Origin of the sequence: Bradyrhizobium sp. 1 (assembly GCF_023073315.1) — a bacterium.
GTDB lineage: Bacteria > Pseudomonadota > Alphaproteobacteria > Rhizobiales > Xanthobacteraceae > Bradyrhizobium.
In genome coordinates this window covers 327025-353666 of record NZ_JADPJH010000002.1, presented here as the reverse complement: position 1 = coordinate 353666, position 26642 = coordinate 327025, and the positions used below count along the sequence as shown (strand labels likewise).

The following is a 26642-nucleotide window of genomic DNA, read 5'->3' as shown; positions in this document are numbered from 1 at the left end:
TCGTTGTCTTTGATCACCCTTGGCGGAATTTCCATGATGGCTTTCGGTCTTTGGCGACCAGACATTTATCGGCGGAGCGCCGACGATGCCGCAAGACTAGGGCGGGTAATCATAAACTCGATCAGCCCCGCGGAAGTAGGCGTGTCCGTTCAGTCTTCGAGACCGGACATGGCCAGCCGACACGACACGCGCTCAATCGACCTCCGGCTAAGGGCCAACAGGCGACCAAAAACATTTGCCCGGACGTGAACCAATTCACACATGGCGAGGCTGCCCGGCTGGAATATGAAAGCAGTACGCTCATTAGAACCGCGGAGCTGGGGCGATGATTCGCTTTTTCGCTGTACTCGCCATTCTGTGTGCCGCCGCAACGAGAGCAGCCGCCGAGACGCCGATCGAGCGCGGCAGCTACTTGGTCAACGCGGTCATGGCTTGCGACGGCTGCCATACGCCGCGCGGGCCCAGCGGTCTCGACATGGAGCGGCGGTTTTCCGGAGGGTCCATTGTCTGGGACGGACCGGCCTACACTGTCCACGGGTCAAACATCACGCCCGACCGCGACACAGGCATTGGAGCTTGGAGCGAGGTCGACATCAAGCGACTGCTGATCAGCGGTGTGCGACCGAACGGCGTGTCGGTTGCGCCGCAGATGCCCTATGGCTTCTACAGAATTCTGACGCCCGGCGATCTCGATGCGATCGCGGCCTACTTGAAGACCATCAAGCCGGTGAGCAACGAGATGCCGCCGCCGGTCTACAAGGCCGCGGCGTATCCTGTGGCACTGTCGGGCGCCGAAACATCGATCGGTGACGCGGTCCCTCAAGATCCGGTCAAGCGCGGCTTCTATCTCGCCACCCTCGCGCATTGCATGGAATGCCACTCGCGCAAACCCGATGGCACTCAAGACTTCAAGAACTGGTGGGGCAAGGGCGGTCACGAGATGAAGGGCCCCTTTGGCTCCGTCGTCGTCGCCAACATCTCCTCCCACAAGGAGAAGGGCATCGGCGCGTGGACGGACGCCGAACTCAAGCGCGCGCTGACTGACGGCATCAGCCGCGACGGCCGCGTGCTCAAAATGCCGATGGCCCGGCAACGCTATTTCAGCAGGATGACCGAGCAGGATCTCGACGCTATCGTCGCTTGGGTGCGCACCATTCCGCCGATCGAATAGTTCATGATCACTCTTTCGAAGTGTCGAATGTCGCAAATGGGTCAAACGCGCCGTTTTGGCTACGGCCCGCGCACTTCCGGTCTGCACCGCCAATCGGACGGACGCGGTGTCGGCGGCCGCTTCGCAAAAGGGCCATAAGAGAGACTTGTTCAACGGGCATCCGCCGAGCACAGTAACCAGCGTCTTAGCTTCCTCTCCTACGGAGGTTCTTGTGACATCCAACCCTTGGCTCACTCTCCTCGGACTGATCAACGGCTTTCAGGTCACACAGGCAATTCATGTCGCGTCAACTCTTCGTATCGCAGACCATCTGAAAGGCGGCTCTCGTTCGGCAGAGGAATTGGCGCCCTTAACGCAAAGCCATGCAGGCGCTCTCTACCGGCTGCTGCGGGCGCTCGCCGCAGTGGGCGTTTTTGAAGAAGATGAAAACCGAAGGTTTGCGCTGACACCAATGGGAGATTGTTTGCGCACTGACTCCGCGACGCCGATCGGCGCGTGGGCGGAGTGCGTCGGAAGTCCCTACGTTTGGAGCACATGGGGCCATCTGCTGCACAGCATTCGAACCGGCGAGAATGCCTTTCAAAGTCTCAACGGTAAGGACATTTGGAATTATCGCGCCGAACGTCCGGAGGAGAGCGCGGTCTTCGATCGCGCTATGACGGAGTTTTCGCGCGGCGGCGCTGAAGCCGTTATCGGCGCGTATGATTTCTCCGCTTTCCATCATGTTGTGGACGTGGGTGGCGGACGCGGTTTAATGCTGGCAGCCATTCTGACCGCTCATCCCAGGATGCAAGGCACGTTGTTCGATCAGCCAGGGGTCATTGCCGGCGCCGAGGCGGTTCTGGAAGCGCACGGCGTCGTCGACCGTTGTCGAATGGTGGGCGGAAGTTTCTTCGAATCGGTACCTGAAGACGGAGATGCTTACGTGATGCGGGTAGTGATTCACGATTGGGACGATGACGAAGCGATCGCCATTTTGAAGGCGTGCCGGCGTGCGATGCGTGAGACGGCGAAGTTGGTTCTCATCGAGCGAATTATCGCGCCTGCGAACGAAGTACCGGCGACAAAATTCATGGACCTCCACATGTTGGCTTTGCCGGGTGGGCGGGAGCGAACTCGTGACGAGTTCTCTGACCTGCTTGCCAAGTCTGGCTTCGAGCTGACGCGCGTTGTGCCAGCGGGTAGAATCAACGTCATCGAGGCCCGGCCATATTGAGCACAAGGCGGCTCGCCCTCCGGTGACGTCCATTCCGGGTCACAAGCCGCCGAACACGTTCGAGGAGGTAGGCTTCCGCTTTGCGTTGGTAAGCTGATTTGAGTGCAAACCTTAGCCCGAGCGACTAGCCTGATCATTGAAGCCACATTTCCGCTATCGTTCCTCGCTCAACTCCCGCGAGAAATCAGGGGGCTCCGTTGCGCAGGACACTTTGGGCTTTCGCTATCGCACTCTGCTGTCTTGGCTCATCCGCCAGGGCCGCAGGCATTCAGCTCCTCGACTCCGATCCGGCGCTGTCGGGCGCGATCTGGTATCCGTGCGCGGCCGAGCCGACGCATGTCGTGCTCGGCAGTCTTTCGGTCGGCGCCGATTTCGAACTGAAGGGCGTGAAGGATTGTCCCGTCACGGGGGCAAAGCTGCCACTGGTAATCTTCTCGCATGGCCGGGGCGGGTGGTTCGGTGCGAACCACGACACCGAGGAGGCGTTGGCCGATGCAGGCTTCGTCGTCGCCGCCATCAATCATCCCGGTGACACCACCAACGATTCCTCGCGGCGCGACACTCTCTCGGTTTGGAAATCGCGTCCGGCGGACATCGTGCGCCTGCTCGACTTCGTCTTGAACGAGTGGAAGGACAGGGCGGTGATTGATCCCGCCAAGGTCGGCTTCTTCGGTTTCTCGCTGGGCGGTGCGACCGGCTTCGTGCTGATGGGCACCAGGCCGGATTTCGCGCGGGTCGCCGGTTTTTGCAAGGAGACGACCGGCGCTTGCGCAGAGCTTCACAATGGCGAGACTCCGCCTGAGCCGATCCAGGATGCGCGTATCCGCACTGCCGTCATCGTCGATCCTGCGCCGGGCACCCTGACGCGGGAGAATCTCGCCGTGGTCAAGGTGCCGTTCCAGTTCTGGCGCTCGCAGTTCGGCGGCCCCGGCGTCGGCGACGGTTCGGGTACGGAGCGCGTCGCGGAGGGATTGCCGGGCAAGCCCGAGATTCATGTCGTGCCGGCCGGGCATTTTGCTTTCCTCGCGCCTTGCTCGGCCGAGCTTGCGGCAGCCGTCCCGCGCATCTGCACCGATACGCCGGCGGGATTCGACAGGGTCGGCTTCCACCGCGCGTTCAATGCGGCGGTCGTGAAGTATTTTCGCGAGCAGCTCGGAGAGCAATGAGCTTCGCGATCGGTGAGGCGCCGCGAAGTGCTGTTCGCCGGGCAGACATCAGCTTTTCCGATGATGGCATAATGCCCCTGTTTTGCCCGACGCGTCAACGCTTATTCGTAAAATACGAAATCATGCCCCCCATGGCAAAAACCCCGCTGAGCGCGTGGGGCAATTGAATCTGGTCCAGCCTTGCAAATGACGGTGATCAGGTATACGCTAGAGCCGTTCGTTCAGCCGCTGTGCCTTGTTGAATGCGCCCGCGGGCTCCTTTTCCATAGACATCGACGAATTGAATTGGTTCTGCGTGGGTGTCACGCGGAACCCCCGCGCGTATGCGCTTTGGAGAAGAAAATGGCGACAGGTACTGTGAAGTGGTTCAACGGCCAGAAGGGCTTTGGATTCATTCAGCCCGACGACGGCGGCAACGATGTGTTCGTTCACATCAGCGCGGTCGAGCGGGCTGGTCTTTCGGGTCTCGCTGAGGGCCAAAAGGTCAACTTCGAGGCCAAGACCGACAAGATGCGGGGCAAGGTCAGCGCAGAGAACCTCTCGCTGGCCTAAAGGCTCTGGCGCCGTTTCACGGATGTACTGAAACGGCCTTGCTGCCCGCTCGATCCCCGGATTGAGCGGGTTTTGTCCGTTGCCGAGCCAGGATGAATAATGAGCGCCAAGAAATCGGCCGAACAGTCACCCGAAGCTATCGCCCGTTCCAATCGCCAGCGTTTGGCCGCTGAAGAAGGCGCGCGGGCCATGGCGGATGCCGAAAAGCAATCCGTCGACGTTCGCAAGAACATGGCGCGGCTTCGAGAATTGCGTCAGGCCAAGGAAGCGGCCGACGCGACTCTTGAAGCATCGTTGCCCGGGCCTGCCCCGACGAAGCGCAAGAAGAAGCTGCCGCAATAGTCGGCTTCCACAGCGTCAGACGAAAATCTGGAGAGGACCGGTCACATGCTAAAGAGTGCGGGTCTTGCCTAGAATCAAGTCGGACAGCGGTGGCACAATCACCTTTTTCCTCGCGCTTGGCGCGGGCCGACAGATGTGCCGGCTTGCGACGACATTTCTGACGCAGAAGCAGGCCTTCAGCTATCTTCAGAAGAATCGAACCGAATTCGAGCGCATCGCGCGGACGCGGCTGGCTTCAGGCGAGCTCGAAGACGGGATCGTCGTGCTCTCGATGCTTTAGCTCGGGCGCAGATTTCGACGCAGCGCCTTGGTTCGCGCCTCAAACGGGACCATGCATGGAGCGCTTCCTATTCGGAGCGGCTGCCCGGCTTGGCCTCACGCGCCAATCGCTCGGCTTTCAACCGCTCTCGGTTCTCGTCAAAGGAGTGCTGGGCCTTCACGTAGTCATTCACCGGCTTGTGCGCTTTGACGGGCTTGAACGCCTTGTCGGCTTCACGCTTGGCGCGATCAGATGATTGATCTCTCAACATTTCGACCTCGATTTAATCAACGAACTCGGTCCCGGCACGTGCCGGACGCGACGACTCCCGCTCGCAAGCGATCAATTCTTTAACGCTGGGCGATTCTTTGACGCAGGGCAATTCTTTGACGCTGGGTAAGTCATTTGCGAGGCGGCCAGCGACTCGCTGCGAAGGCGGTGCGCTGTCACTTATGAGATCACACCGCTCAAACCAATAACAGGCCGCGGCGGCATCGGTTCCTCGGAATTTCTTGAATTGAGCGTTGGCTCGCCCGACGCGGCAAGCCTTGAGCGCTCTTTGCCGGTCAAGGACATTCGCTTCTTTGGATGATGGCATCATACCCCTGTTTTGCCCGACGCGTCAAATGAATTTCGTAAAATACGAAATACGTTTGTCGCCAAGGGGTTGGCTACTGTGCATGGGGTTGTTTTTCAGTTTTTGGTTTGAGCCTCCACCCGCGACGGGTTTCTCATGCAAAAAGGCCGCCTCATCAGGCGGCCTTTTCGTCTCTTCGATCTGAAGTCCGCTTACTCGGCGGCCTGCTTCTGCGGCGGGTCAAGTGCGCCGGACTTGTGGATATCGGCGACCTGGTGATCGCTGAAGCCGAGCACTGCGCGCAGGATCTCGTCGGTGTGCTCGCCGAGCAGCGGCGAGCGGGTGACGTCGCTGGCCGAGTCCGACAGCTTGATCGGATTGCCGACCGAGATGTACTTGCCGCGGGTGGGGTGGTCGACCTCGACCACGGTGCCGGTCGCGCGCAGCGACTGGTCCTCGGCGATCTCCTTCATCGACAGAATCGGGCCGCAGGGGATGTCGTCCTTGTTGAGGATTTCCATCGCCTCGAACTTGGTCTTCGTCATGGTCCACTGTTCGATGCGACCGAAGATTTCGTTCAGGCGCGGCAGGCGGACCGCCGGCTTCGAATAGTTCGGATCGGTCTTCCAGGTCGGCTCGCCGATCACGTCGCAGATCTTCTCCCAGACCGGGGCCTGGGTGATGAAGTAGATGTAGGCGTTGGGATCGGTCTCCCAACCCTTGCACTTCAGGATGCGGCCGGGCTGGCCACCGCCGGAATCATTGCCGGCGCGCGGCACGGCATCGCCGAACGGAATGCCTTCGCCGAACTGGCTGTATTCCTTGAGGGGGCCGTGAGCGAGGCGCTGCTGGTCGCGCAGTTTGACGCGCGCGAGGTTCAAGACACCGTCCTGCATCGCGGCGGTGACCTTCTGGCCCTTGCCGGAATGCGTGCGCTGATAGAGCGCGGTGACGATGCCGAGCGCCAGATGCAGGCCGGTGCCGCTGTCGCCGATCTGCGCGCCTGTGACGAGCGGCAGGCCGTCGCGGAAGCCGGTGGTGGAGGCGGCGCCGCCGGTGCACTGCGCGACGTTCTCATAGACCTTGCAGTCTTCGTACGGTCCGGGACCAAAGCCCTTGATCGAGGCGACGATCATCTTCGGATTGATCGACTGGATCTTCTCCCAGGGGAAGCCCATGCGGTCGAGCACGCCGGGGCCGAAATTCTCGACCAGCACGTCGCACTTCTTGATCAGCTCGGTGAGGACTTCCTTGCCCTTGGGGTTCTTGGTGTCGAGCGTGATCGAGCGCTTGTTGTGGTTGAGCATGGTGAAATACAGGCTGTCCACGTTCGGGATGTCCTGCAGCTGGCCGCGGGTGATGTCACCCACGCCCGGACGTTCCACCTTGATCACGTCGGCGCCGAACCAGGCGAGCAACTGCGTGCAGGTCGGTCCTGACTGGACGTGGGTGAAATCGAGAATGCGAACGCCCTCGAGCGCTTTGGTCATGGTGTTGCTCCGTACTCTGTCTGCCCCCGCCAACCGCAGGGATTAAAGGGTTGAGGGGTGGACTTACTTTTTCTTCTGCAAAACGCTCTGCGGATTGAGGTTGCCGATGCGGCCGCTCTCCGAGCCGGCGGCCGGATCGATCACCGCGTTGATGAGGGTCGGCTTGCCCGAGGCCATCGCCTCGTTGACGGCGCGCTTGAGCTCGTCCGGCGAGGTCGCGTTCACGCCGACGCCGCCAAAGGCTTCCATCATCTTGTCGTAGCGCGCGCCCTTGACGAACACCGTCGTCGCGGGATCGGCGTTGACGCTGTTGACGTCGGTGCCGCGATAGATGCCGTCATTGTTGAAGATGACGATGCAGATCGGAAGGTTGTAGCGGCAGATGGTCTCGACCTCCATGCCGGAGAAGCCGAAGGCCGAGTCGCCTTCCACTGCGAGCACGGGGTGACCGGTCTCCAGCGTGGCCGCGATCGCCTGGCCCATGCCGATGCCCATCACGCCCCAGGTGCCGACGTCGAGACGCTTGCGCGGTTTGTACATGTCGATGACGCCGCGGGCGAGGTCGAGCGTGTTGGCGCCTTCGTTGACGAGGATCGCCTCGGGGTGATCCTTGATCACGTTCTTCAAGACGCCGAGCGCGCCGTGATAATCCATCGGCGATTTGTTGTTCATGAGCTTCGGCGCCATCTTGGCGACGTTCTCGTCGCGCTTGGACGCAATCGCTTTGGTCCATTCGGCCGGCGGCGCGGTCCAACCGGTGGCAATCGCCTGGTTGAAGGCCGAGACGACCGAGCCGATGTCGCCGACGACGGGCGCGACGATCTCGACGTTGGAGTCCATCTCACGCGGCTCGATGTCGACCTGGATGAACTTCTTGGGCGCTTCGCCCCAGCTCTTGCCCTTGCCGTGCGAGAGCAGCCAGTTCAAACGGGCGCCGATCAGCAGCACGACGTCGGATTCTTTCAGGACCGTCGAGCGGGCAGCGCCGGCGCATTGCGGGTGCGTGTCGGAGAGCAGGCCCTTGGCCATGCTCATCGGCAGGAACGGCACGCCGCTCTTCTCGACGAAGGTTTTGATTTCTTCGTCAGCCTGCGCGTAGGCCGCGCCCTTGCCGAGGATGATCAGCGGACGTTTTGCGCTCTTCAGAACATCGAGCGCGCGCTTGATCGAAGCGGGCGAGGGGATCTGCGCAGGCGCTGCGTCGATCACCTTCACCAGCGACTTCTGGCCGGCATCGGCGTTCATGACCTGGCCGAACAGCTTTGCCGGCAGGTCGAGATAGACGCCGCCCGGACGGCCCGAGACCGCGGCGCGGATGGCGCGGGCGAGACCAATGCCGATGTCCTGAGCGTGCAGCACGCGATAGGCCGCCTTGCACAGCGGCTTCGCAATCGCGAGCTGGTCCATCTCTTCGTAGTCGCCCTGCTGGAGGTCGACGATCTCGCGCTCGGAGGAGCCCGAGATCAGGATCATCGGATAGCAGTTGGTGGTGGCGTGCGCGAGCGCGGTGAGACCATTGAGGAAGCCGGGCGCGGAGACTGTGAGGCAGATGCCGGGCTTCTTGGTGAGGTAGCCGGCGATGCCTGCCGCATAACCGGCGTTCTGCTCGTGGCGGAACGAGATCATGCGAATGCCTTCGGCCTGCGCCATGCGGCCCAGATCCGTGATCGGGATGCCCGGCACATTATAGATGGTGTTGATGCCGTTCAGCTTGAGCGCGTCGATGACGAGATGAAAGCCATCCGTCAGCTCCTGCTCGGTGCCCGGTGCTTCGGACTTGGTCGCGGTGTTCAGCATGGGCCTTGTCTCCCTGGTCTCAATAGTGGGGCGAATTTTTCGCCCTTCTGGTGAACGTTGCTAGTTGAACAATTCCTGGCCGTGCGCTTCGACGTAGGCGGCAAGGCCGAGGGTGTGGTCGCGGGTGCGCTTCTCTGCGAGCTCGGTGTCGCGCGATTCCAGCGCTTCGATCATGCCGAGATGTTCGGGCAGGGACGTCGCGGTGCGATCCTTGCGTCCGATGGTCAGTTGCCGGTAGCCGCGCACGTGCAGCAGGAGGTCGTTGGTGAGATCGACCAGCACCGACGATTCCGACAGCGAGATCAGCGCCTGATGGAAGGCGATGTTGGCGCGCGAATATTCCTCGACGTGATCTTCAGGCAGGCGGTCCTTGCTGAAGTCCTTGAAATAGTCGCGCAGTGCCGTGATGTCTTTCTTGCGCGCGGTGGTGGTGATGAGGCGGGCCGCCATGCTCTCCAGCGCCGCCCAGGCGCGGATCATGTCGACGATCTCGGTCTTGGTCCGGCGCACCACCATGATGCCGCGGCGCGGAACGGTCTTCACGAAACCGTCCTGCTCGAGCATCGCGATTGCTTCGCGGATCGGGGTGCGACTGACACCCAGCCGTTCGGACAGCGCGCGCTCGTCGAGCATGACCGGCTCGGGCGTCGAGTAGATGTCCATCTTGAGGATGGCTTCCTTCAAGGCGTCATACGCCTTGTTCTTGAAGCTGCTCTCCGGGGCAATACGAACGATTGAGATGTCCGCCTCGGCCATGTTCGGCAACGCCTTGGTTGGTTTCCGCAGTGACACGACGATTCTCCTCCAGTGGGAGTCGTCTTTTACAGGAATATTAACTGGAAAGTTTTTGGCATACCAAATACCAGAATGTCAAGCTGCCTATTTTTTGCAGCGTTCTAAGCTGCGCTGCAGCTTGACAAGTTGGCTTCTGGCATACCAAATGCCATCGCCAGCCATTTTTGATCCAAAGCGGCGGAGTAATCTTGGCTTTATGCCACTCCATTCCGCGACATGGAACAGAGCGCGGCGAATGGCAAGGATCACGGGCAGCCGCAACATGCGCGCGCTTTGAGAACGCAAGAACCAAGGTCAAGGGAGAAGCCACATGTCCAATTCCAAAGACGCCGTCCGCAAGGTGCTCGACCAGGTCAAGGCGGACAACCGCAGCAGCCTGACGGCGCCGGAAGGCAAGCTGGTCTGCGACGCCTACGGCATCCCGGTGCCGAAGGAGGGCGTGGCGAAGTCGGGTGGCGAAGCCGCCAAGATGGCGTCGTCCATGGGCTTCCCGGTGGTGATGAAGATCGTCTCGCCGGACATTCTCCACAAGACGGAAGCCGGCGGCGTCATTGTCGGCCTCAAGACGGCAGAAGACGCCGAGAAGGCCTACGAGACCATCCTCTCCAACGCCAAGAAGTATAAGGCCGACGCCAAGATCGAGGGCGTCCAGGTGCAGCAGATGCTGGCCGGCGGCACCGAAGTCATCGTAGGCTCGATCACCGACGGCTCGTTCGGCAAGCTGGTCGCCTTCGGCCTCGGCGGCGTGCTGGTCGAAGTCTTGAAGGACATCACCTTCCGCCTCGCGCCCGCGACCAAGCAAGACGCGCTCTCGATGCTCGACGGCATCCAGGCACATGAAATCTTGAAGGGCGTTCGCGGCGGCGAGCCGGTCAACCGCACCGCGCTGGCCGACGTGATCGTCAAGGTCTCGCAGCTCGTCACCGATTTCCCTGAGATCGTCGAGCTCGACCTCAACCCTGTCTTTGCGACTGCAAAGGACGCGATCGCCGCCGACGTCCGCATCGTCGTCGACTTCGCCTATGTGCCGAAGCCGAAGCCGCGCCCGACCGAAGAGATCGTCGCGGCCATGAACCGCATCATGCAGCCGAAGGCGGTCGCCGTGGTTGGCGCTTCCGCCGAGGACGGCAAGATCGGCAACTCCGTGATGAAGAACCTCATCAACGGCGGCTACAAGGGCGACATCTATCCGATCCATCCCAAGGCCGCCGAAATCCTCGGCTACAAGGCGTACAAGAGCGTCAAGGACGTGCCGGGTGTGATCGACACGGCGGTGTTCGCGATCCCTGCGAAGTTCGTGGCCGGTGCGCTGACCGAATGCGGCGAGAAGAAAATCCCGGGCGCCGTGCTGATCCCGTCGGGCTTTGCCGAAGCGGGCGCGCCGGAATTGCAGGCCGAGATCGTTGAGATCGGCAAGAAATACGACATCCGCCTGATGGGGCCGAATATCTATGGCTTCTACTATACCCCGGCCAATCTCTGCGCGACCTTCTGCACCGCCTACGACGTCAAAGGCTCGGCCGCGCTATCGTCGCAGTCCGGCGGCATCGGAATGGCGATCATCGGCTTCTCGCGCTCGGCGAAGATGGGCGTGTCGGCGATCGTCGGCCTCGGCAACAAGTCCGACATCGACGAGGACGATCTGCTTGCCTTCTTCGAGCAGGATCCGAACACGACGATCATCGCGCAGCATTGCGAAGACCTGAAGGACGGCCGCGCCTTCGCGGAAGCCGCCAAGCGCGTCTCCAAGAAGAAGCCGGTCGTTGTGCTCAAGGCCGGCCGCACCTCGGCCGGCGCCAAGGCCGCGTCCTCTCACACCGGCGCGCTCGCCGGTAACGACAAGATCTACGAGGATGTGCTGGCGCAGTCGGGCGTGATCCGCGCCCGCTCGTTGCGTCAGTTGCTCGAATTCGCCCGTGGCGTGCCGGTGCTGCCGACGCCGAAGGGCGAGAACGTGCTGATCATCACCGGTGCCGGCGGCTCGGGCGTGCTGCTGTCGGACTCCTGCGTCGACAACGGGCTTTCGCTGATGTCGATGCCGGCGGATCTCGACGCGGCCTTTCGCAAGTTCATCCCGCCGTTTGGCGCGGCCGGAAATCCTGTGGATATCACCGGCGGCGAGCCGCCGATCACCTACGTCAACACGGTCAAGCTTGGCCTGACGGACGAGCGCATCCATTCGCTGATCCTCGGCTATTGGCACACCATCGTCACGCCGCCGATGGTGTTCGCCCGCAACATGGTCGAAGTGAAGAAGGAGATGGAGGCCAAGGGTTTTGTGAAGCCCATCGTGGCCTCGCTCGCCGGCGACGTCGAGGTCGAGGAAGCCGCCGAATATCTCTACCAGAACGGCATCCCGGCCTATGCTTACTCGACCGAGCTGCCGGTCGAGGTGCTCGGCGCCAAGTACAAATGGGCGCGTGGGGCAGGGCTGCTCTGAGACGTTGACGTTCACCTCTCCCCGCGTGCGGGGAGAGGTCGAATTGCGAAGCAATTCGGGTGAGGGGGCTCTCCGCGAGTCCGTCTCTCACCTTATTTGCGGATAGCCCCTCACACCGACCCTCTCCCCGTAAGAACGGGGCGAGGGAGAAGAGGCGGCTCGCGTCTTGTCCGATTGGCAATGCAGGTCGCGATGAGCAAGAACGTGATCCGGCGCAAATCGCTCGAGCCCCGATCGCCATCGGAGGCTGACCACGACGCGCGTGACGGCGGTGTGCAGTCCGTCGACCGCGCGCTGTCGATCCTCGAGACATTGGCAGAAGACGACGAAGGCTATCGCCTCAGCGATCTCGCGGTTCGCACCGGCCTGTCGGCCTCCACTGTGCACCGGCTGCTGGCAACGCTGGAGAGCCGCCGCTTCGTGCAGTTCGACCGCGCCGCATCCAAATGGCATGTCGGCGTGCGCAGCTTCACGGTCGGCGCCAGCTTCGCGCGGCGGCGCAATTTCTCCACGCAGGCGATTCCATACCTCCGCAAGCTGCGCGATCTCACCCGCGAGACCGCCAACCTCGCCGTGGTCGACGACGAATACATCATCGTGCTCACCCGCATGGAGAGCCGCGAGATCATGCGCTCGCTGACCCAGGTCGGCGGCCGTGTGGCCATGGTGACTTCTGGCGTCGGCAAGGCGGTGCTCGCGACCTATTCGGATGACGACGTCGGAGCGGTCATACGCCATCACGGCATGCCCCGCCTGACCGAGAAATCGATCGTGCGGCCGGGCGATCTCTTCAAGGAGCTCGCGACGATCCGCAAACAGGGTTTTGCGATCGACGACGAAGAGGCCTCCATGGGCCTGCGTTGTATTGCCGCAGTTGTCTACAACGACTGCGCCGAGCCGCTCGCGGCGATCTCCGTCTCGGGCATGACCAGCCGTCTGACCGATGAGAGATTGCCGGAAATCGGGCAAATTGTGCGCGATGTCGCCGGCGAGTTGACGCGCGCACTCGGCGGAGTGATGCCGAATTCTGGCTAACGGGGAACTAGGTGCCGTCGCTGGACAGCATTGGCCGTTTTGGCTGATATGCGACCAAACGACACGATGCGGCAAAACATCAACAACGTCCGCACGAGCCTGGAGAATGCCCTCATGTTTCGATTTTCCGCGCGCCTTGTCGGCGCAGCCGTCACGCTGACCCTCGCTGCGGCGACGCCAGCCGTCGCCCAGCAGCTTGAGCTCAAGCTGATGGCGCCGGCGGCTCCGGGCGGTGGCTGGGATCAGACCGCGCGCTCGATGCAGCAGGCGCTGGTCGCCTCCGCCGTCGCGCGCAGCGTGCAGGTCGTCAACGTTCCCGGCGCAGGCGGCAGCGTCGGCATTGCGCAGTTCGTCAACAGCGCCAAGGGCGACGGCAACCAGCTGATGGTCAACGGCTTCGTCATGGTGGGCGCACTCGCCATGAACAAGTCGCCTGTCACCCTCGAGCAGGTGACGCCGATCGCCCGCCTCACCGAGGAAATCCAGGTGATCGTGGTGCCCGCGAACTCGCCGATCAAGACGGCGCAGGATCTGGCCGCCGCGGTGAAGGCCGATATCGCCAAGGTCACCTTCGCCGGCGGTTCGGCCGGTGGCGTCGATCATGTGATGGCCGCGTTGTTCGCGGGCGCCGTCGGCGCCGACGCGAAGAAGATCAACTACATCCCGTTCTCCGGCGGCGGCGAGTCGCTCGCCGCCATTCTTGGCGGCAAGGTCACCGCGGGCATTTCGGGGTTGAGCGAATATGACGGGCAGATCAAGTCCGGCAAATTGCGGGCGATCGGCGTGACCTCGGAGAAGCGCATCCCGGGCAGCGACATCCCGACCTTCAAAGAGCAGGGCATCGACCTCGTGATCGCCAACTGGCGTTCGGTGGTCGCGCCTCCCGGCATCACGCCAGAGCAGCGCAAGACCTTGAGCGATGCAGTCGAGAAGATGGTGAAGTCGGACGCCTGGAAGGAGATTCTCAAGCAGAAGGGCTGGGAAGATGCTTATCTCGGCGGGGATGCCTTCACCGACTTCCTGAAGAAGGAAACAGTGCGCGTCACTGACGTGCTGAAATCGGTTGGCCTGGTCAAATCATGACCCAAGATCACGCGTCTGGCGACCCCGTCCAGCCGCCGCGGCGCGTCGATCGCGCCGGCATCGTCATCGCCGCATTGCTCGCAGCCATCGCCGCGGTGCTGGTGTGGGACGCGCGCGGACTGCAATCCACTTCGATGTACGGGATGGGGCCGGAGGCGATGCCGGTCGTGATCGCCTGTGGCCTCGCGCTGCTCGCGATCGGCAATTTTGTTGACGCGCTACGCGGTAATTTGCCGGCGCGCGAGAGTGCCGATCCCGTGCCGGTGGTTCTGATCCTCATCGGTCTTGCCTTGCTGATCGCCATCATCGGCTTCGGCGGCGGCTTCATCATGGCGACGTCGGCGCTGTTCGTGACGACGTCGGCGGCGTTCGGACGCCGCGCCATCGTCGTCGACAGCGTCATCGCCCTCGTGATGTCCACTCTCATCTATCTCGCGTTCGACCGCTTGTTGACGCTAAGCCTTCCGACCGGCCCGCTGGAGCGACTGCTGTGATGGACACTTTTGCGGCGCTGGCCCACGGCATGGCGGTCGCCGTCCAGCCAATGAACCTGCTGTACGCGCTGATCGGCGTGTTCCTCGGCACGGCCGTGGGCGTGTTGCCCGGCATCGGCCCGGCGCTGACGGTCGCGCTGCTGCTGCCTGTCACCTACAAGCTCGATCCCGGCGGCTCGCTAATCATGTTCGCCGGCATCTATTATGGCGGCATGTATGGTGGCTCCACCACCGCGATCCTGATCAACACGCCCGGCGAGAGCGCCTCGATGGCGACCGCGCTCGAAGGCAACAAGATGGCCAAGGCAGGCCGCGGCGGGCCCGCGCTCGCGACCTCCGCGATTGGCTCCTTCGTGGCCGGCACCATCGCCACCATCGGGCTCGCATTCCTCGCGCCATGGCTGGTCGATTTCGCCGTGCGCTTCGGGCCTGAGGATTACTTCGCGCTGATGTGCGTCGCCTTCGTCACGGTGTCGGCGACCTTCGGCGATTCCCCGATCCGCGGCCTGACCAGCCTGTTCATCGGCCTGACGCTCGGCCTCGTCGGCATCGACAAGCTGACCGGTCAGGCGCGGCTTGCGTTCGGCGTCCCCGAGCTGCTCGACGGCGTCGAGGTGACGACGCTTGCGGTCGGACTGTTCGCGGTGGGCGAGGCGCTCTACGTCGCATCGCGCCGCCACCACACCGAAGAGAAGCTCGAGCCGGTGCGCGGCTCGCTGTGGATGACCAAGGAAGACTGGAAGCGGTCGTGGAAGCCGTGGCTGCGCGGCACCATGTTCGGCTTCCCGATCGGCGCGCTGCCGGCGGGCGGCGCGGAGATTCCGACCTTCCTCTCTTATTCGACCGAGAAGCGGCTCACAAAATACCCGGAAGAATTCGGCAAGGGCGCGATCGAAGGCGTGGCGGGACCTGAAGCCGCCAACAATGCCTCTGCCGCCGGAACGCTGGTGCCGCTGCTGACGCTGGGATTGCCGACCTCGGCAACGGCCGCGATGATGCTGGCGGGCTTCCAGCAATACGGCCTCAACCCGGGGCCGCTGCTGTTCGCCGAGCGGCCTGACCTCGTCTGGGGCCTGATCGCCAGCCTCTTCATCGCCAATTGCATGCTGCTGGTCCTCAACCTGCCGCTGGTTGGGTTGTGGGTGCGGCTGCTCGCGATCCCGCAGCCCTGGCTCTATGCCGGCATCCTCGTGTTCGCGACCATGGGCACCATCGCCGCAAAGCCGTCGGTGGTCGAATTGTCGATGCTGGCCGGTTTCGGCGTGCTCGGCTTCCTGATGCGCCGGTTTGATTTTCCGATCGCACCCGTCGTCGTCGGCCTGATCCTCGGCCCGATCGCCGAGGCCCAGTTGCGCCGCGCGCTCGCGATCAGCCTCGGCGATCCCATGACGCTGCTGCAGAGCCCGATCTCGGCGACACTGCTCGGCCTCGCACTGGTTGCGCTGCTGGCCCCATTCGTGCTGAAGGGGATGGGACGCTTCAAGGCGAACGAGGACTAACCGTCCCGGCGCGCGCGTCCTTGAAGGCTGCGTCCATCTGGTAGAGGAAACGTCATGCCGTCGGAACTTCGCTCGCCCCGTCTCGCCGTCCTGATCGATGCCGACAACGCTTCCGCAAAGATCGCGGATGGATTGTTCGAGGAGATTGCCAAGATCGGCGAGGCCAGCGTCCGCCGCATCTACGGTGACTTCTCCAATGCGCGATCGAGGGGCTGGGCCGACATCCTGTCGAAACACGCCATCATCCCGCAGCAGCAGTTCGCCTATACGACGGGAAAGAATGCGTCCGACATCACCCTGGTCATCGACGCCATGGACCTGCTTCACAGCGGCCGGTTCGATGGCTTCTGCCTCGTCTCATCTGACAGCGACTTTACCCGTCTGGCCGCCCGCATCCGGGAGCAGGGCATCGATGTCTTTGGGTTCGGCGAGCAGAAGACACCGGAAAGCTTTCGGCAGGCCTGCCGAAGGTTCGTTTACACGGAGAACCTGCTTGCCGTCCCGGCGAACACCCAGGACGCCGCTTCGAGATCGACGTCGCTTCAGCCACCCGATGCCGCCACGCCCATCATCAAGAAGGTCATTACCCAGATGGAGAGCGAGGATGGATGGGTTTCTCTCGGGGAAGTCGGAAAAGGGCTTACCAACCTCGCCCCTGATTTCGATTCGAGAACCTACGGCTCCCGCAAGCTGAGCGATCTCGTGCGAAAGACGAATTCGTTCGACATCGATGAATCGAAGGGCCGGTCGATCCGGATACGGGTCAAGCCTGCTGCCGCAGCACCGCCGAGACGGCGGAACCCGCGCAGACCTGCAAGGCCGGGGACGGCAGGCGGTTCGGCGCCCAAGGCGTAGGCAGGGCCTGCCGTTATATTTGAGCTTGCCCGGCTTGGTGCAGGGCGTAACCATCGCGCGGCCGTAACGCCATGCGAGGGTTCCGATGACCAGACTTACCCGCTTCACCGTCGCACCGCTGCACGCGATGACCCGGCGTCTGGCCGATGTCGCCTCCGCGCGCGTCGCGCCGGATCTCGTCGTCACGGGAGCCCGGGTGCTCTCGACCTATTCGGAGCGCATCCACCCGGGACGGGAGGTCTGGATCACCGGTGGCCGTATCGCGGCGGTGAAGCCGGCCGGTGCGGCGAAAAAAGTGTGGAGCGACGTCGCGGTTTATGACGCCGCGGGCGGGATCATTGCGCCGGGCCTCGTCGATCCGCACATCCACATCGAATCCTCGATGGTGACGGCCTGCGCCTATGCCGAGGCAGCGCTGCTGAACGGCACCACCACGATCTTCTGCGACAGCCACGAGATCGGCAACGTCATGGACGTCGCCGGCGTCGAGGCGATGCTGGAGGACGCGCGCGAGGCGCCGCTCTCGATCTTCCTGACCGTGCCGAGCACGGTTCCGGCGACTTCGGCGTCGCTGGAGACGGCCGGCGGCGATCTCACGCCGGACAAGATCGCCGGCCTGTTCGACCGCTGGCCCGAAGCCGTAGGGCTCGGCGAGAAGATGGATTTTGTGCCCGTGACACTGGGCGACGAGCGCAGCCATGCGATCCTGGCGGCCGCGTTGAAGCGCGGCCGTCCGGTGTCCGGCCACGTCTACGGCCGCGAATTCGTCGCGGCCTATGCGGCGTCCGGCGTCACCGACACCCATGAAGCGATCGACCGCGACATCGCTGACGACCTGCTCGACGCCGGCGTCTGGGTCTTCCTGCGCGGGGGACCGCCGACCACGCCCTGGCATTCACTGCCGCAGGCGATCCGCACGATCACCGAGCTAGGGGCCTCGCACAAGCGCACGGCCGTGTGCACGGATGACCGCGACGCCGACGATTTGCTCCTGTTCGGCCTCGACTGGGTGGTGCGCGAAGCCGTGAAGGCGGGGATGTCGCCGGAGCAGGCCTGGTCGATGGGCTCGCTGCATGGCGCCACGCGCTTCAACATGGACGGCGACATCGGGGGTCTCGGCGGCGGCCGCCGTGCCGATCTCGTGTTGATGGACGACAATCTCAAGCCGCAAAGCACCTGGTATGGCGGCGAGCTGGTGGTCGAGAACCGCAAGATCACGCCACGTCTCGATCAGGCATTGTCGCAACGCTATCAATACCCGAAGGCAGCCTACGCAACGGTGAAGTTGCCTGAAAAGGTGAAGCTGACGCCGGAACTGCCGGCGAAGGCCTGCACCGTCAACGCGATCAAGACTGCGCTGCCCGGCATCACACTGATCCACGAGAAGGTCGCGATCGAACCGGCCAAGGACTGGCCGTCGCTGTTTGAGCGCTACGGCCTCTGTTTCGTCACGGTGGTCGAGCGCCACGGCAAGTCGGCCGGCAACGTCGCCTACGGCCTGCTCAAGGATTTCGGCCTGAAGCGCGGCGCGGTCGCCTCCAGCGTCGGCCACGACAGCCACAACATCATCGTCGCCGGCATCAACGAGCCCGACATGCAGGTGGCTATCGCCGCCATCAAGGAGCAGCAGGGCGGTGTCTGCGTCGTCGCCGACGGCGAGGTGAGGGCACTGATCCCGCTGCCGATCGCGGGCCTCTTGTCTGACAAGCGCGTCACCGAAGTGGCTGAAGAGGTCAAGGTACTGAAGAAGGAGTGGACGGAGGCCGGCTGCACCATCCCCTACATGGGCTTCAATCTGATTCCGCTATCGGTCATTCCGGAAATTCGCATCACCGACAAGGGCCTTGTGCTGGTGCCGCAGATGGAACTGACGCCGCTGTTCGAGTGAGCGCTTTCACGCATATCTCGATCTAACTGCTTGAGACGCCCACGATTTTTCCGCGGCTGCCGCATCGTGGAAAATAAAATCGATCTCGTTGAGATCGCATCTTGCACACCCGATGATCTCGCTCGCTGACACCACCTAAGCGAGGTCCGATATGGCGAAGATGCGAGCTATCGATGCTGCCGTGCGAATTCTGGAGAAGGAAGGCATCTCGACGGCCTTCGGGGTTCCCGGGGCTGCAATCAATCCGCTTTACTCGGCGCTGAAGAAGCGCGGTTCGATCCGCCACATCCTCGCGCGCCATGTTGAGGGCGCCTCGCACATGGCCGAGGGCTATACGCGAGCCAAGGCCGGCAATATCGGCGTCTGCATCGGCACCTCGGGGCCGGCCGGGACCGACATGATCACCGGGCTCTATTCGGCGATCGCCGATTCCATTCCGATCCTCTGCATCACCGGACAGGCGCCGCGCGCGCGCCTCTACAAGGAGGATTTTCAGGCCGTCGACATCGAGTCGATCGCAAAGCCCGTAACCAAATGGGCGGTGACGGTGCGTGAGCCGGCGCTGGTGCCGCGCGTGTTCAGCCAGGCCTTTCATGTGATGCGCTCGGGGCGTCCGGGGCCGGTGCTGATCGACATGCCGCTCGACGTGCAGCTTGCCGAGATCGAGTTCGACGACGAGACCTATGAGCCGCTGCCGGTCTACAAGCCGGCCGCCTCGCGAAAACAGGTCGAGAAGGCGCTGGAGATGCTCAACGCGGCCGAGCGGCCGCTGATCGTCGCGGGTGGCGGCATCATCAACGCCGACGCGTCCGACCTGCTGGTGGAATTCGCCGAGATCGTCAACGTGCCTGTTGTCCCGACGCTGATGGGATGGGGCGCGATCCCTGATGATCACGTGCTGATGGCCGGCATGGTCGGTCTTCAGACCAGCCACCGCTACGGCAACGCGACGATGCTGGAGTCCGATTTCGTGCTCGGCATCGGCAACCGCTGGGCCAACCGCCACACCGGCTCGGTCGAGACCTACACCAAATGCCGTACCTTCGTGCATGTCGACATTGAGCCGACCCAGATCGGGCGCGTGTTCAATCCCGATCTTGGCATCGTCTCGGACGCGAAGGCCGCGCTCGAGCTCTTCGTCGCCGTCGCCAGGGAGTGGCGCCGGTCAGGCAGGCTCCGCGAGCGCCAGGCGTGGCCCGCGTCCTGCCGCGATCGCAAGAAGACGATGCTGCGCAAGAGCCACTTTGACAACGTCCCGATCAAGCCGCAGCGCGTCTATGAGGAGATGAACAAGGCCTTTGGCCGCGACACCACTTACGTCACCGTGATCGGTCTGTCGCAGATCGCCGGCGCGCAGTTTTTGGGCGTCTACAAGCCGCGCAACTGGATCAATGCCGGGCAGGCCGGGCCACTCGGCTGGACATTGCCCGCCGCGCTCGGCGTGCGGGCGGCGTGTCCTGATCGCGAGATCGTCGCGCTGTCGGGCGACTACGACTTCCAGTTCCTGATCGAGGAGCTCGCGGTCGGCGCGCAGTTCAATCTGCCCTACATCCACGTCGTCGTGAACAATTCCTATCTCGGCCTGATCCGCCAAGCCCAGCGCGGCTTCGACATGGACTATCACGTTCAGCTCTCGTTCGAGAACGTCAACGCGCCGGAGCTCAATGGTTACGGCGTCGACCATGTCGCAGTCGCCGAAGGCCTCGGCTGCAAGGCGATCCGCGTCACCGACCCCAAGGACACGCAGGCGGCGTTTGCCACGGCACGCGAATTGATGGCCAAGCACCGCGTGCCCGTGGTGGTCGAGTTCATCCTCGAACGCGTCACCAACATCGCGATGGGCACCGAGATCGACAACATCGTCGAGTTCGAGGAGGTGCTGGATCTGCCGCTCGACGAGGTCGGGATCAAGCGGCCCGGCGTACTCCAGCCCGCGGAATAGGGGGACAGCATCATGCCGAAATTCGCCGCCAACCTCACCATGCTCTTCAACGAGATGCCGTTCATCGACCGCTTCGCAGCGGCGAAAGCGGCAGGCTTTGCCGGGGTCGAGTATCTCTTCCCCTATGATTTCGACAAGGTGCTTTTGCGCGAGCAGCTCAAGGCCCACGGGCTGACGCAGGTGCTGCACAATCTCCCCGCAGGCAATTGGGCTGCCGGTGAACGCGGCATCGCGATCCTGCCCGATCGTACCGCCGAATTCCGCGATGGCGTGTTCCGCGCCATCGACTACGCCAAGGCGCTCGATTGCGAGCAGCTCAACTGCCTCGTCGGCATCGCACCTGTCGATGCCGATCCGCGCGAGCTCAACGAGACGCTGGTCGGAAATTTGCGCTTCGCCGCCTCGACGCTGGCGCGCGAGAACATCAAGCTGCTGGTCGAGCCGATCAACACGCTCGACATTCCCGGCTTCCACCTCAACGGCACCGAGCAGGCGGTGCAGTTGATCTCCGAGGTGCGGTCGAACAATCTGTTCATCCAGTACGACATCTATCACATGCAGATCATGGAGGGCGATCTCGCCCGCACCATGCAGGAATATCTGCCAGAGATCGCGCACATCCAGCTCGCCGACAATCCCGGCCGCCACGAGCCGGGTACGGGCGAGATCAACTATCCCTTCCTGTTCCGCCATCTCGACGCGATCGGCTATCGCGGCTGGGTCGGCTGCGAATACAAGCCGCGCACCACGACGCTGGAAGGCCTGTCCTGGCACGCCGCGCAGACATTCGAGACCTGAGGAAATCTGGACATGATCGATATCGGCTTCATCGGACTTGGCACCATGGGACGGCCGATGGCCGGCCACCTTCTGGCCGCGGGCCATCGTGTTCTCCTGCATGACGTTGCGCCTGTTGCCCACGAGCTGATCACGGCCGGCGGCATCGCCTGTAAATCGGCCAAGGAGGTCGCGGAGGAGGCGGATGCCGTCATCATCATGGTGCCTGATACACCGCATGTGGAAGCGGTGCTGTTCGGCAAGGATGGCGTCGCGGCCGGAATCTCAAAGGGCAAGATCGTCGTCGACATGAGCTCGATCTCGCCGCTCGCGACGAAAGAGTTTGCGAAGAAGATCGAGGCGCTCGGCGCCGATTATCTCGACGCGCCGGTGTCAGGCGGGGAGGTCGGTGCGAAAGCTGCGAGCCTTACCATCATGGTCGGCGGCCCCGAGCGCGCCTTTGGCACCATGAAGCCGATCTTCGACAGGATGGGCAAGAACGTCACGCATGTCGGCGCCAATGGCGATGGACAGACGACGAAGGTCGCCAACCAGATCATTGTCGCGCTGACGATCGAGGCAGTGAGCGAAGCGCTGCTGTTTGCATCAAAGGCCGGTGCGAACCCCGCGCTGGTGCGCAAGGCATTGATGGGCGGGTTTGCCGCGTCGCGCATTCTCGAAGTTCATGGCGAACGCATGGTGACGCGCAATTTCGATCCCGGTTTCCGCATCGAGCTGCACCAGAAGGATCTCAACCTCGCGCTCGAAGGCGCGCGTGCGCTCGGCCTGTCGTTGCCGAGCACGGCGGTCGCGCAGCAATTGTTCTCGTCCTGCACCGCGCATGGCGGCAAGGCCTGGGACCATTCTGCGATGGTGCGCGCGCTGGAACTGATGGCCGGCCACGAGATCGCCGCGGCATAAGTGTTACGCAGTAACACTCTCCAGATTTGCTGCGTCTTTCGTCGCGCGGGAACCGGAACTATGGTCCACCTCCGCGGTTGAAGGCGCACAACAATACTGGAGAGTGTGGACATGAAAACCCGTCTTGCGATTTCGTTGGCTGCCGCGTCGCTGCTGGCGTCGAGCGCAGCCTTTGCCCAGTCGACGACCGAACAGGGCGCCAGGAACGGCGCGCGCGCGGGCGGCGACGTCGGCGGCCCGGTTGGGGCGATGGTCGGCGGCACCGTCGGTGCGGCCGTCGGCGCCGGCCTGGAAATCCCGAATGCGATCCTGGGCGGAATCCCGCGCGATGACTCCGTCGTGGTGCAGGAGCGCGTCGTGGTCGGCGAGCCGCTGCCGCCGACCGTGGTGTTGCGGCCCGTGCCGAACTACACCGAATACCGCTATGCGGTCGTGAACGATCGCCGCGTGATCGTCGAGCCGCGCACGCGCCGCGTCGTCAAGATCATCGACTGATTGGCGCAAGCATCAGCTTGAGAGAAACGGGCCCTGCGGAGCGTTACTCCGCGGGGCCTTCGCTTGTGACGGTGGAGCTGGCACGAAGCCGCGTCATGGCCCAATCAGCGATGGCTGCGAGCGCAAACCCGACGCAGGCGGTGGCGGCATCGACCAGAAAATCCTCCAGCCGCGCATGCCGGCCCGGCGCCCAGAATTGCATCAGCTCGAGGACGCCGATCAGGACCACCGCGACGGCGGCGACGGTCCAGCGGCGATTCCGGTAGGCGAGGCCGAAGGCGAGCCCAATCAGAATGAAGGCCAGCGCATGTTCGCCGTCCTGACCGAGGTCGGAGTGAGGCCGCAGGCTTGGCGGCCCGAGGGTTGCGAAAGTGACGGCGGCGGCCAGCAGCCAGGCAAAAAAGCGAACAAAAATGGACATGCAAAGCCGATAGCACGGAATCGCGACAGCCTGTTGCGGCGGGAGGATCAGATCGCCGTGTAGTTAATGACGAAACGTTAAAGTGGCTCGCGTACGCCGAGGCCGTGCATGAACCGTTCCCTGATCTGCACGGGATCCCTGCGGGTGGCGCCGACGCCCGGCTTGTCGTCGATGCGCACGGCGATCAGGCTCGGCGCGGCGGCGGACATGGCCTCGTCGACCAGACGCTCGAAATCCTCCTCGTCCGCGGCCCAGGAACTCCTGGCGAGCCCCGAGCCTGTTGCGATGGCGACGATGTCGGCCACGTTTGCGGCCGGTGTCGGCTGCGCCCCGGTGATCTGGTAGATGCCGTTGTCCATCACGATCATGATCAGGTTCTTCGGCTTCAAGGCCGCAATCGTCGAGAGCGCGCCGAGCTGCATCAGCAGCGAGCCGTCACCTTCCAGCGCAAAGACGCGGCGATCGGGTTGCGCCAGCGCCACGCCGAGCGCGATCGGGAAGGCGAGCCCCATGCTGCCGAGCATGTAGAAGTTCTGCGGGCGGTGACCGGCGGCCCAGAGGTCGAAATTGGTATTGCCGATGCCGCCGACCACGGCTTCCTCGTGCTTGAGCTTTGCGATCAGGCGCGAGGTCACATCGAAGCGGTTCATCACCTTGGTATTGCGCGTATTCATGGGGCGCTCACTTGTCGAAGGTCTTGCCGCCGGTGAGCAGCGGGTTGAGGATCAGCGCCACCGGCGCCTGTGTCGTGACGGCCTGCTTGATCGAGCGGTCGGCGATGAATTCGAGCTCGTCGAGCCTTGTGATGGTGTGGTGCTCCAGCGCCAGCGAATCCAGCACCGGCCGCATGGTGCGGCAGACCAGCGCCTGGCCGTAATTGAACTCGCCGAGCGTACCGCGCTCGGAGACGAACATGATCAGCGGGATCTGGTAGGGCACCGCGAGCGAGGCGAGCGTGTTGGCCAGCGTGGCAAAACCCGAGGTCTGCATCAGCACCGCACCGCGCCGTCCGCCCATCCAGGCGCCGGAGACGATGCCGACGGCCTCTTCCTCGCGGGCGGTGGCAAAGGTGGTGAAGAAGGGATCGGCGTGCAGGTTCTTGATCAGCGGCGTCAACACGCGGTCGGGCACGTAGGGGATCAGGCTGATCTCGTTCCGCTTCAGGGTTTGCAGGACGATGCCGTGCCAGCTTTTTTCGCCGGCCCCCTGTTTCTGCTGTTCCGCAATCGCCATTGCGTTCTCCCTTGAGCCGCGCATGCTTCTTGGTTTTGGCCGTCGCGGCGGCCTGCCGAACTTGACGGAGCGGGCGGGATTGTCAACATGTCCCGGCCGGCACCGTGATCTGCGCCAGGCGGCCTGCCGTGACCGGCACCGCCATGTCATAAGTCCGGCAACGAGAAAACGGGAGGGACGCACGGACGGAGCGCGCTTTGCGCTGGCCTTGGCGGATCTCCTTGAGAGAGAACCGGAAGGGACCTGATGTCCGTCAACAGCAAGCGCGTCTTCTACGTCAAATATCTGGCCAATCCTGTTTATATCGACATCATGAAGGCGCGGCCCGACGTTCGGCTCGACCGCATCGAGAACGAGAGTCCTGAGGACTTCTACGCGCCGATCATGAGCGCCGCCCATGTCTACCAGATCGGTGCCGCCCGCGACGAGCTCGCCCCGCATTTCCATGTCGATGCCGCCCTCCTGAAGCGCACGCCGAACCTGTTGCTGGTGTCCAGCAACGGCGCGGGCTTCGATCCCGTTGACGTCGAGGCCTGCACGGATGCGGGCGTGCTGGTCGTCAACCAGTCCGGCGGCAACGCCCATTCGGTCGCCGAGCACGCGCTGGCGATGATGCTGACGCTGTCCAAGCGCATCATCCAGTCCGATCGCAAGCTCCGCAGGGAGTCCAACGTCAACCGCAACGAACTCGTCGGCAACGAGATCGAGCACAAGACCGTCGGCATCATCGGCCTCGGCAATGTCGGCCGCCGCATCGCAGCACTCTGCAAGGGTCTGTTCGGCATGAAGGTGCTGGCCTACGATCCCAACCTCACGGCCGAGGTGATGGCCGAGCGGGGCGGCGAGAAGGTCGAGCTCGACGAGCTGCTGCGCCGTTCTGATTTTGTCTCGATCTCCTGCCCGCTCGACAAGCGCAGCCGCAACATGATCAGCACGCGCGAGTTTGCGCTGATGCAGCCGCATGCCTACTTCATCACCACGGCGCGCGGCTTTATTCACGACGAGGATGCGCTGCTCCAGGCGTTGCGCGACAAGCGCATTGCCGGTGCCGGTCTCGACGTCTGGTCCAAGGAGCCGCCGCCGCCGGAGCATCCGCTGCTCCAGTTCGACAACGTGCTGGCGAGCCCGCATACCGCAGGCGTCACGATCGAGGCGCGCCAGAACATGGGCCGCATCGCCGCCGAGCAGGTGCTGGATACGCTCGACGGCAAGCGCCCGCCGCGCATCATCAATCCCGAAGTCTGGCCGCGCTATGCCGAGCGCTTCAAGCAGGCTTTTGGCGTGATGCCGGGGTAGGGCGCGCGAAGTCTGATCGCGCTCCGATCGTTGGTTACGAGCATCAAAACAGAAAGCGGCGGATTTTACCGATGGCGTGAGTGAACGCGTATGACTTGTCCTGTAGATGTGAGTCCATGAGCATATTTTCGATTGCGACCTCAGGACTTTCTGCTGCGAGCTTGCGTGTGAACGTGGCCGCGAGCAACATCGCCAACGTTCAGACGACCGGCCCGCTGCCGGCGTCAGGCGCAAGCACATCGGCCGGTGCGGGCAGCTCGGGCATTGCTCCGACGTTTCCTGCGGCCTATGTGCCGCTGCGAGTCGATCAGGTCTCCCAATCGAGCGGCTCGACGCCGGGCGGTACGATCGCGACCGTGTCGACGGTTTCGCCGAGCTATATCGCGCAATCCGACCCGAGCGCTCCCTTCGCGAACCAGGATGGCCTGGTCGCCGCGCCGAACGTCGATCTCGCCAGCGAATTCGTTGAGCTGGCGACCGCAAAGTACAGCTTCATTGCCAATGCGAAGGTCATTCAAGCCTATTCTGAAACGACAGATTCGCTGCTCGATATCAAAACGTAATCGTCGACCGGTGCCAGGATCGGCGGCGGGAACCTCGCCGGCCTTGATCCGCGTCAAAATCTCCTTCCCCGGTTCCGGCTAAATGGGATTAGAGTGCCGCCGGGGCAGCAGGGAGGTCCCATGTCAACTTATGTCATCAGGTTCATGAAGGACGTGCTTGGCGAGTACGGCCGGCAAATCGAAGTGTGCCAGGGCTCGCTCGAAATCGACGCCACCGACGAGAATGAAGCGACGGAGCGGGCGAAAGCAAAGTTCTGCAAGGACCAGGCGTTGCATCACTGGTCGCTGCATGCCGACCGGATCCAGGTCAGACCGGCTGACTTTCCCTCGTAGGG

27 protein-coding genes are annotated in these 26642 nt (G+C 63.2%); 20 read left to right on the top strand and 7 right to left on the bottom strand.

Features of this window, described 5'->3' with window-relative positions; genetic code table 11:
- Positions 1 to 325 precede the first annotated feature (325 nt).
- The 6 genes from IVB29_RS01555 to IVB29_RS01530 all read left to right on the top strand — a co-directional run bounded on the left by IVB29_RS01555 (position 326) and on the right by IVB29_RS01530 (position 4727).
- Positions 326 to 1171: a cytochrome c gene (locus IVB29_RS01555; protein WP_247501624.1), complete on the top strand. Its 846-nt coding sequence runs from the start codon at positions 326 to 328 to the stop codon at positions 1169 to 1171.
- 211 nt (positions 1172 to 1382) lie between these two features.
- Complete coding sequence (locus IVB29_RS01550; protein ID WP_247501623.1) at positions 1383 to 2387, top strand: acetylserotonin O-methyltransferase; 1005 nt, start codon at positions 1383 to 1385, stop codon at positions 2385 to 2387.
- A 197-nt stretch (positions 2388 to 2584) separates the two neighbouring features.
- Positions 2585 to 3553 carry a dienelactone hydrolase family protein gene (locus IVB29_RS01545; protein WP_247501622.1) on the top strand — a complete coding sequence of 323 codons (969 nt, stop codon included), beginning with the start codon at positions 2585 to 2587 and terminating at the stop codon, positions 3551 to 3553.
- Between the two features lie 342 nt (positions 3554 to 3895).
- The gene (locus tag IVB29_RS01540) at positions 3896 to 4105 is read left to right on the top strand and encodes a cold-shock protein (RefSeq protein WP_247501621.1); all 210 of its coding nucleotides are present in this window, start codon (positions 3896 to 3898) and stop codon (positions 4103 to 4105) included.
- Positions 4106 to 4204: 99 nt separating this feature from the next.
- A complete protein-coding gene (locus tag IVB29_RS01535; RefSeq protein ID WP_247501620.1) occupies positions 4205 to 4447 on the top strand; it encodes a transcriptional regulator in 243 nt (80 codons plus the stop codon).
- A gap of 55 nt (positions 4448 to 4502) precedes the next feature.
- Positions 4503 to 4727 carry a hypothetical protein gene (locus IVB29_RS01530; RefSeq protein ID WP_247501619.1) on the top strand — a complete coding sequence of 75 codons (225 nt, stop codon included), beginning with the start codon at positions 4503 to 4505 and terminating at the stop codon, positions 4725 to 4727.
- A gap of 67 nt (positions 4728 to 4794) precedes the next feature.
- Here IVB29_RS01530 and IVB29_RS01525 read toward each other — a convergent pair whose 3' ends face one another.
- The 4 genes from IVB29_RS01525 to IVB29_RS01510 all read right to left on the bottom strand — a co-directional run bounded on the left by IVB29_RS01525 (position 4795) and on the right by IVB29_RS01510 (position 9326).
- The gene (locus tag IVB29_RS01525) at positions 4795 to 4977 is read right to left on the bottom strand and encodes a hypothetical protein (RefSeq protein WP_247501618.1); all 183 of its coding nucleotides are present in this window, start codon (positions 4975 to 4977) and stop codon (positions 4795 to 4797) included.
- 518 nt (positions 4978 to 5495) lie between these two features.
- Positions 5496 to 6773, bottom strand: coding sequence for a formyl-CoA transferase (frc, locus tag IVB29_RS01520; RefSeq protein WP_247501617.1), 1278 nt, complete (start codon positions 6771 to 6773; stop codon positions 5496 to 5498).
- Positions 6774 to 6836: 63 nt separating this feature from the next.
- Positions 6837 to 8570, bottom strand: coding sequence for an oxalyl-CoA decarboxylase (gene oxc, locus IVB29_RS01515; RefSeq protein ID WP_247501616.1), 1734 nt, complete (start codon positions 8568 to 8570; stop codon positions 6837 to 6839).
- A gap of 60 nt (positions 8571 to 8630) precedes the next feature.
- Complete coding sequence (locus tag IVB29_RS01510; RefSeq protein ID WP_177195923.1) at positions 8631 to 9326, bottom strand: GntR family transcriptional regulator; 696 nt, start codon at positions 9324 to 9326, stop codon at positions 8631 to 8633.
- Positions 9327 to 9675: 349 nt separating this feature from the next.
- Here IVB29_RS01510 and IVB29_RS01505 point away from each other — a divergent pair, with 349 nt between their 5' ends.
- From IVB29_RS01505 to IVB29_RS01455, 11 genes are all read left to right on the top strand, one after another.
- Positions 9676 to 11805 (top strand): acetate--CoA ligase family protein, encoded by a 2130-nt coding sequence (locus IVB29_RS01505; protein ID WP_247501615.1) that lies wholly within the window; start codon positions 9676 to 9678, stop codon positions 11803 to 11805.
- Positions 11806 to 11997: 192 nt separating this feature from the next.
- Complete coding sequence (locus IVB29_RS01500; RefSeq protein ID WP_247501614.1) at positions 11998 to 12840, top strand: IclR family transcriptional regulator; 843 nt, start codon at positions 11998 to 12000, stop codon at positions 12838 to 12840.
- A 114-nt stretch (positions 12841 to 12954) separates the two neighbouring features.
- On the top strand, positions 12955 to 13923 hold the full coding sequence (locus IVB29_RS01495) for a tripartite tricarboxylate transporter substrate binding protein (protein ID WP_247501613.1): 969 nt from the start codon (positions 12955 to 12957) through the stop codon (positions 13921 to 13923).
- Positions 13920 to 14417, top strand: coding sequence for a tripartite tricarboxylate transporter TctB family protein (locus tag IVB29_RS01490; RefSeq protein WP_247501612.1), 498 nt, complete (start codon positions 13920 to 13922; stop codon positions 14415 to 14417). Before IVB29_RS01495 ends, IVB29_RS01490 begins: the two co-directional genes overlap by 4 nt.
- The gene (locus IVB29_RS01485) at positions 14417 to 15916 is read left to right on the top strand and encodes a tripartite tricarboxylate transporter permease (RefSeq protein WP_247501611.1); all 1500 of its coding nucleotides are present in this window, start codon (positions 14417 to 14419) and stop codon (positions 15914 to 15916) included. Before IVB29_RS01490 ends, IVB29_RS01485 begins: the two co-directional genes overlap by 1 nt.
- Before the next feature lie 54 nt (positions 15917 to 15970).
- The gene (locus tag IVB29_RS01480) at positions 15971 to 16771 is read left to right on the top strand and encodes an NYN domain-containing protein (RefSeq protein ID WP_247501610.1); all 801 of its coding nucleotides are present in this window, start codon (positions 15971 to 15973) and stop codon (positions 16769 to 16771) included.
- An 85-nt stretch (positions 16772 to 16856) separates the two neighbouring features.
- The gene (locus IVB29_RS01475) at positions 16857 to 18659 is read left to right on the top strand and encodes an adenine deaminase C-terminal domain-containing protein (RefSeq protein ID WP_247501609.1); all 1803 of its coding nucleotides are present in this window, start codon (positions 16857 to 16859) and stop codon (positions 18657 to 18659) included.
- A gap of 151 nt (positions 18660 to 18810) precedes the next feature.
- The gene (gene gcl, locus IVB29_RS01470; RefSeq protein WP_247501608.1) at positions 18811 to 20601 is read left to right on the top strand and encodes a glyoxylate carboligase; all 1791 of its coding nucleotides are present in this window, start codon (positions 18811 to 18813) and stop codon (positions 20599 to 20601) included.
- Between the two features lie 12 nt (positions 20602 to 20613).
- The gene (gene hyi, locus IVB29_RS01465) at positions 20614 to 21399 is read left to right on the top strand and encodes a hydroxypyruvate isomerase (RefSeq protein ID WP_247501607.1); all 786 of its coding nucleotides are present in this window, start codon (positions 20614 to 20616) and stop codon (positions 21397 to 21399) included.
- Positions 21400 to 21411: 12 nt separating this feature from the next.
- Entirely contained in the window at positions 21412 to 22299 is an 888-nt protein-coding gene (locus tag IVB29_RS01460) for a 2-hydroxy-3-oxopropionate reductase (protein ID WP_247501606.1), read from the top strand.
- A gap of 111 nt (positions 22300 to 22410) precedes the next feature.
- Positions 22411 to 22794 (top strand): DUF1236 domain-containing protein, encoded by a 384-nt coding sequence (locus tag IVB29_RS01455; protein WP_247501605.1) that lies wholly within the window; start codon positions 22411 to 22413, stop codon positions 22792 to 22794.
- 43 nt (positions 22795 to 22837) lie between these two features.
- Here the strand turns inward: IVB29_RS01455 and IVB29_RS01450 are convergent, their stop codons facing one another.
- From IVB29_RS01450 to IVB29_RS01440, 3 genes are all read right to left on the bottom strand, one after another.
- Positions 22838 to 23215 carry a VanZ family protein gene (locus IVB29_RS01450; RefSeq protein ID WP_247501604.1) on the bottom strand — a complete coding sequence of 126 codons (378 nt, stop codon included), beginning with the start codon at positions 23213 to 23215 and terminating at the stop codon, positions 22838 to 22840.
- A 77-nt stretch (positions 23216 to 23292) separates the two neighbouring features.
- A complete protein-coding gene (locus IVB29_RS01445; protein WP_247501603.1) occupies positions 23293 to 23889 on the bottom strand; it encodes a thiamine pyrophosphate-dependent enzyme in 597 nt (198 codons plus the stop codon).
- A 7-nt stretch (positions 23890 to 23896) separates the two neighbouring features.
- Positions 23897 to 24448 (bottom strand): thiamine pyrophosphate-binding protein, encoded by a 552-nt coding sequence (locus tag IVB29_RS01440; RefSeq protein ID WP_247501602.1) that lies wholly within the window; start codon positions 24446 to 24448, stop codon positions 23897 to 23899.
- 246 nt (positions 24449 to 24694) lie between these two features.
- Here IVB29_RS01440 and IVB29_RS01435 point away from each other — a divergent pair, with 246 nt between their 5' ends.
- The 3 genes from IVB29_RS01435 to IVB29_RS01425 all read left to right on the top strand — a co-directional run bounded on the left by IVB29_RS01435 (position 24695) and on the right by IVB29_RS01425 (position 26640).
- Positions 24695 to 25744: a hydroxyacid dehydrogenase gene (locus tag IVB29_RS01435; protein ID WP_247501601.1), complete on the top strand. Its 1050-nt coding sequence runs from the start codon at positions 24695 to 24697 to the stop codon at positions 25742 to 25744.
- Positions 25745 to 25860: 116 nt separating this feature from the next.
- On the top strand, positions 25861 to 26307 hold the full coding sequence (locus IVB29_RS01430; protein ID WP_247501782.1) for a flagellar basal body protein: 447 nt from the start codon (positions 25861 to 25863) through the stop codon (positions 26305 to 26307).
- Positions 26308 to 26427: 120 nt separating this feature from the next.
- Positions 26428 to 26640, top strand: coding sequence for a hypothetical protein (locus IVB29_RS01425; protein ID WP_247501600.1), 213 nt, complete (start codon positions 26428 to 26430; stop codon positions 26638 to 26640).
- Positions 26641 to 26642 lie beyond the last annotated feature (2 nt).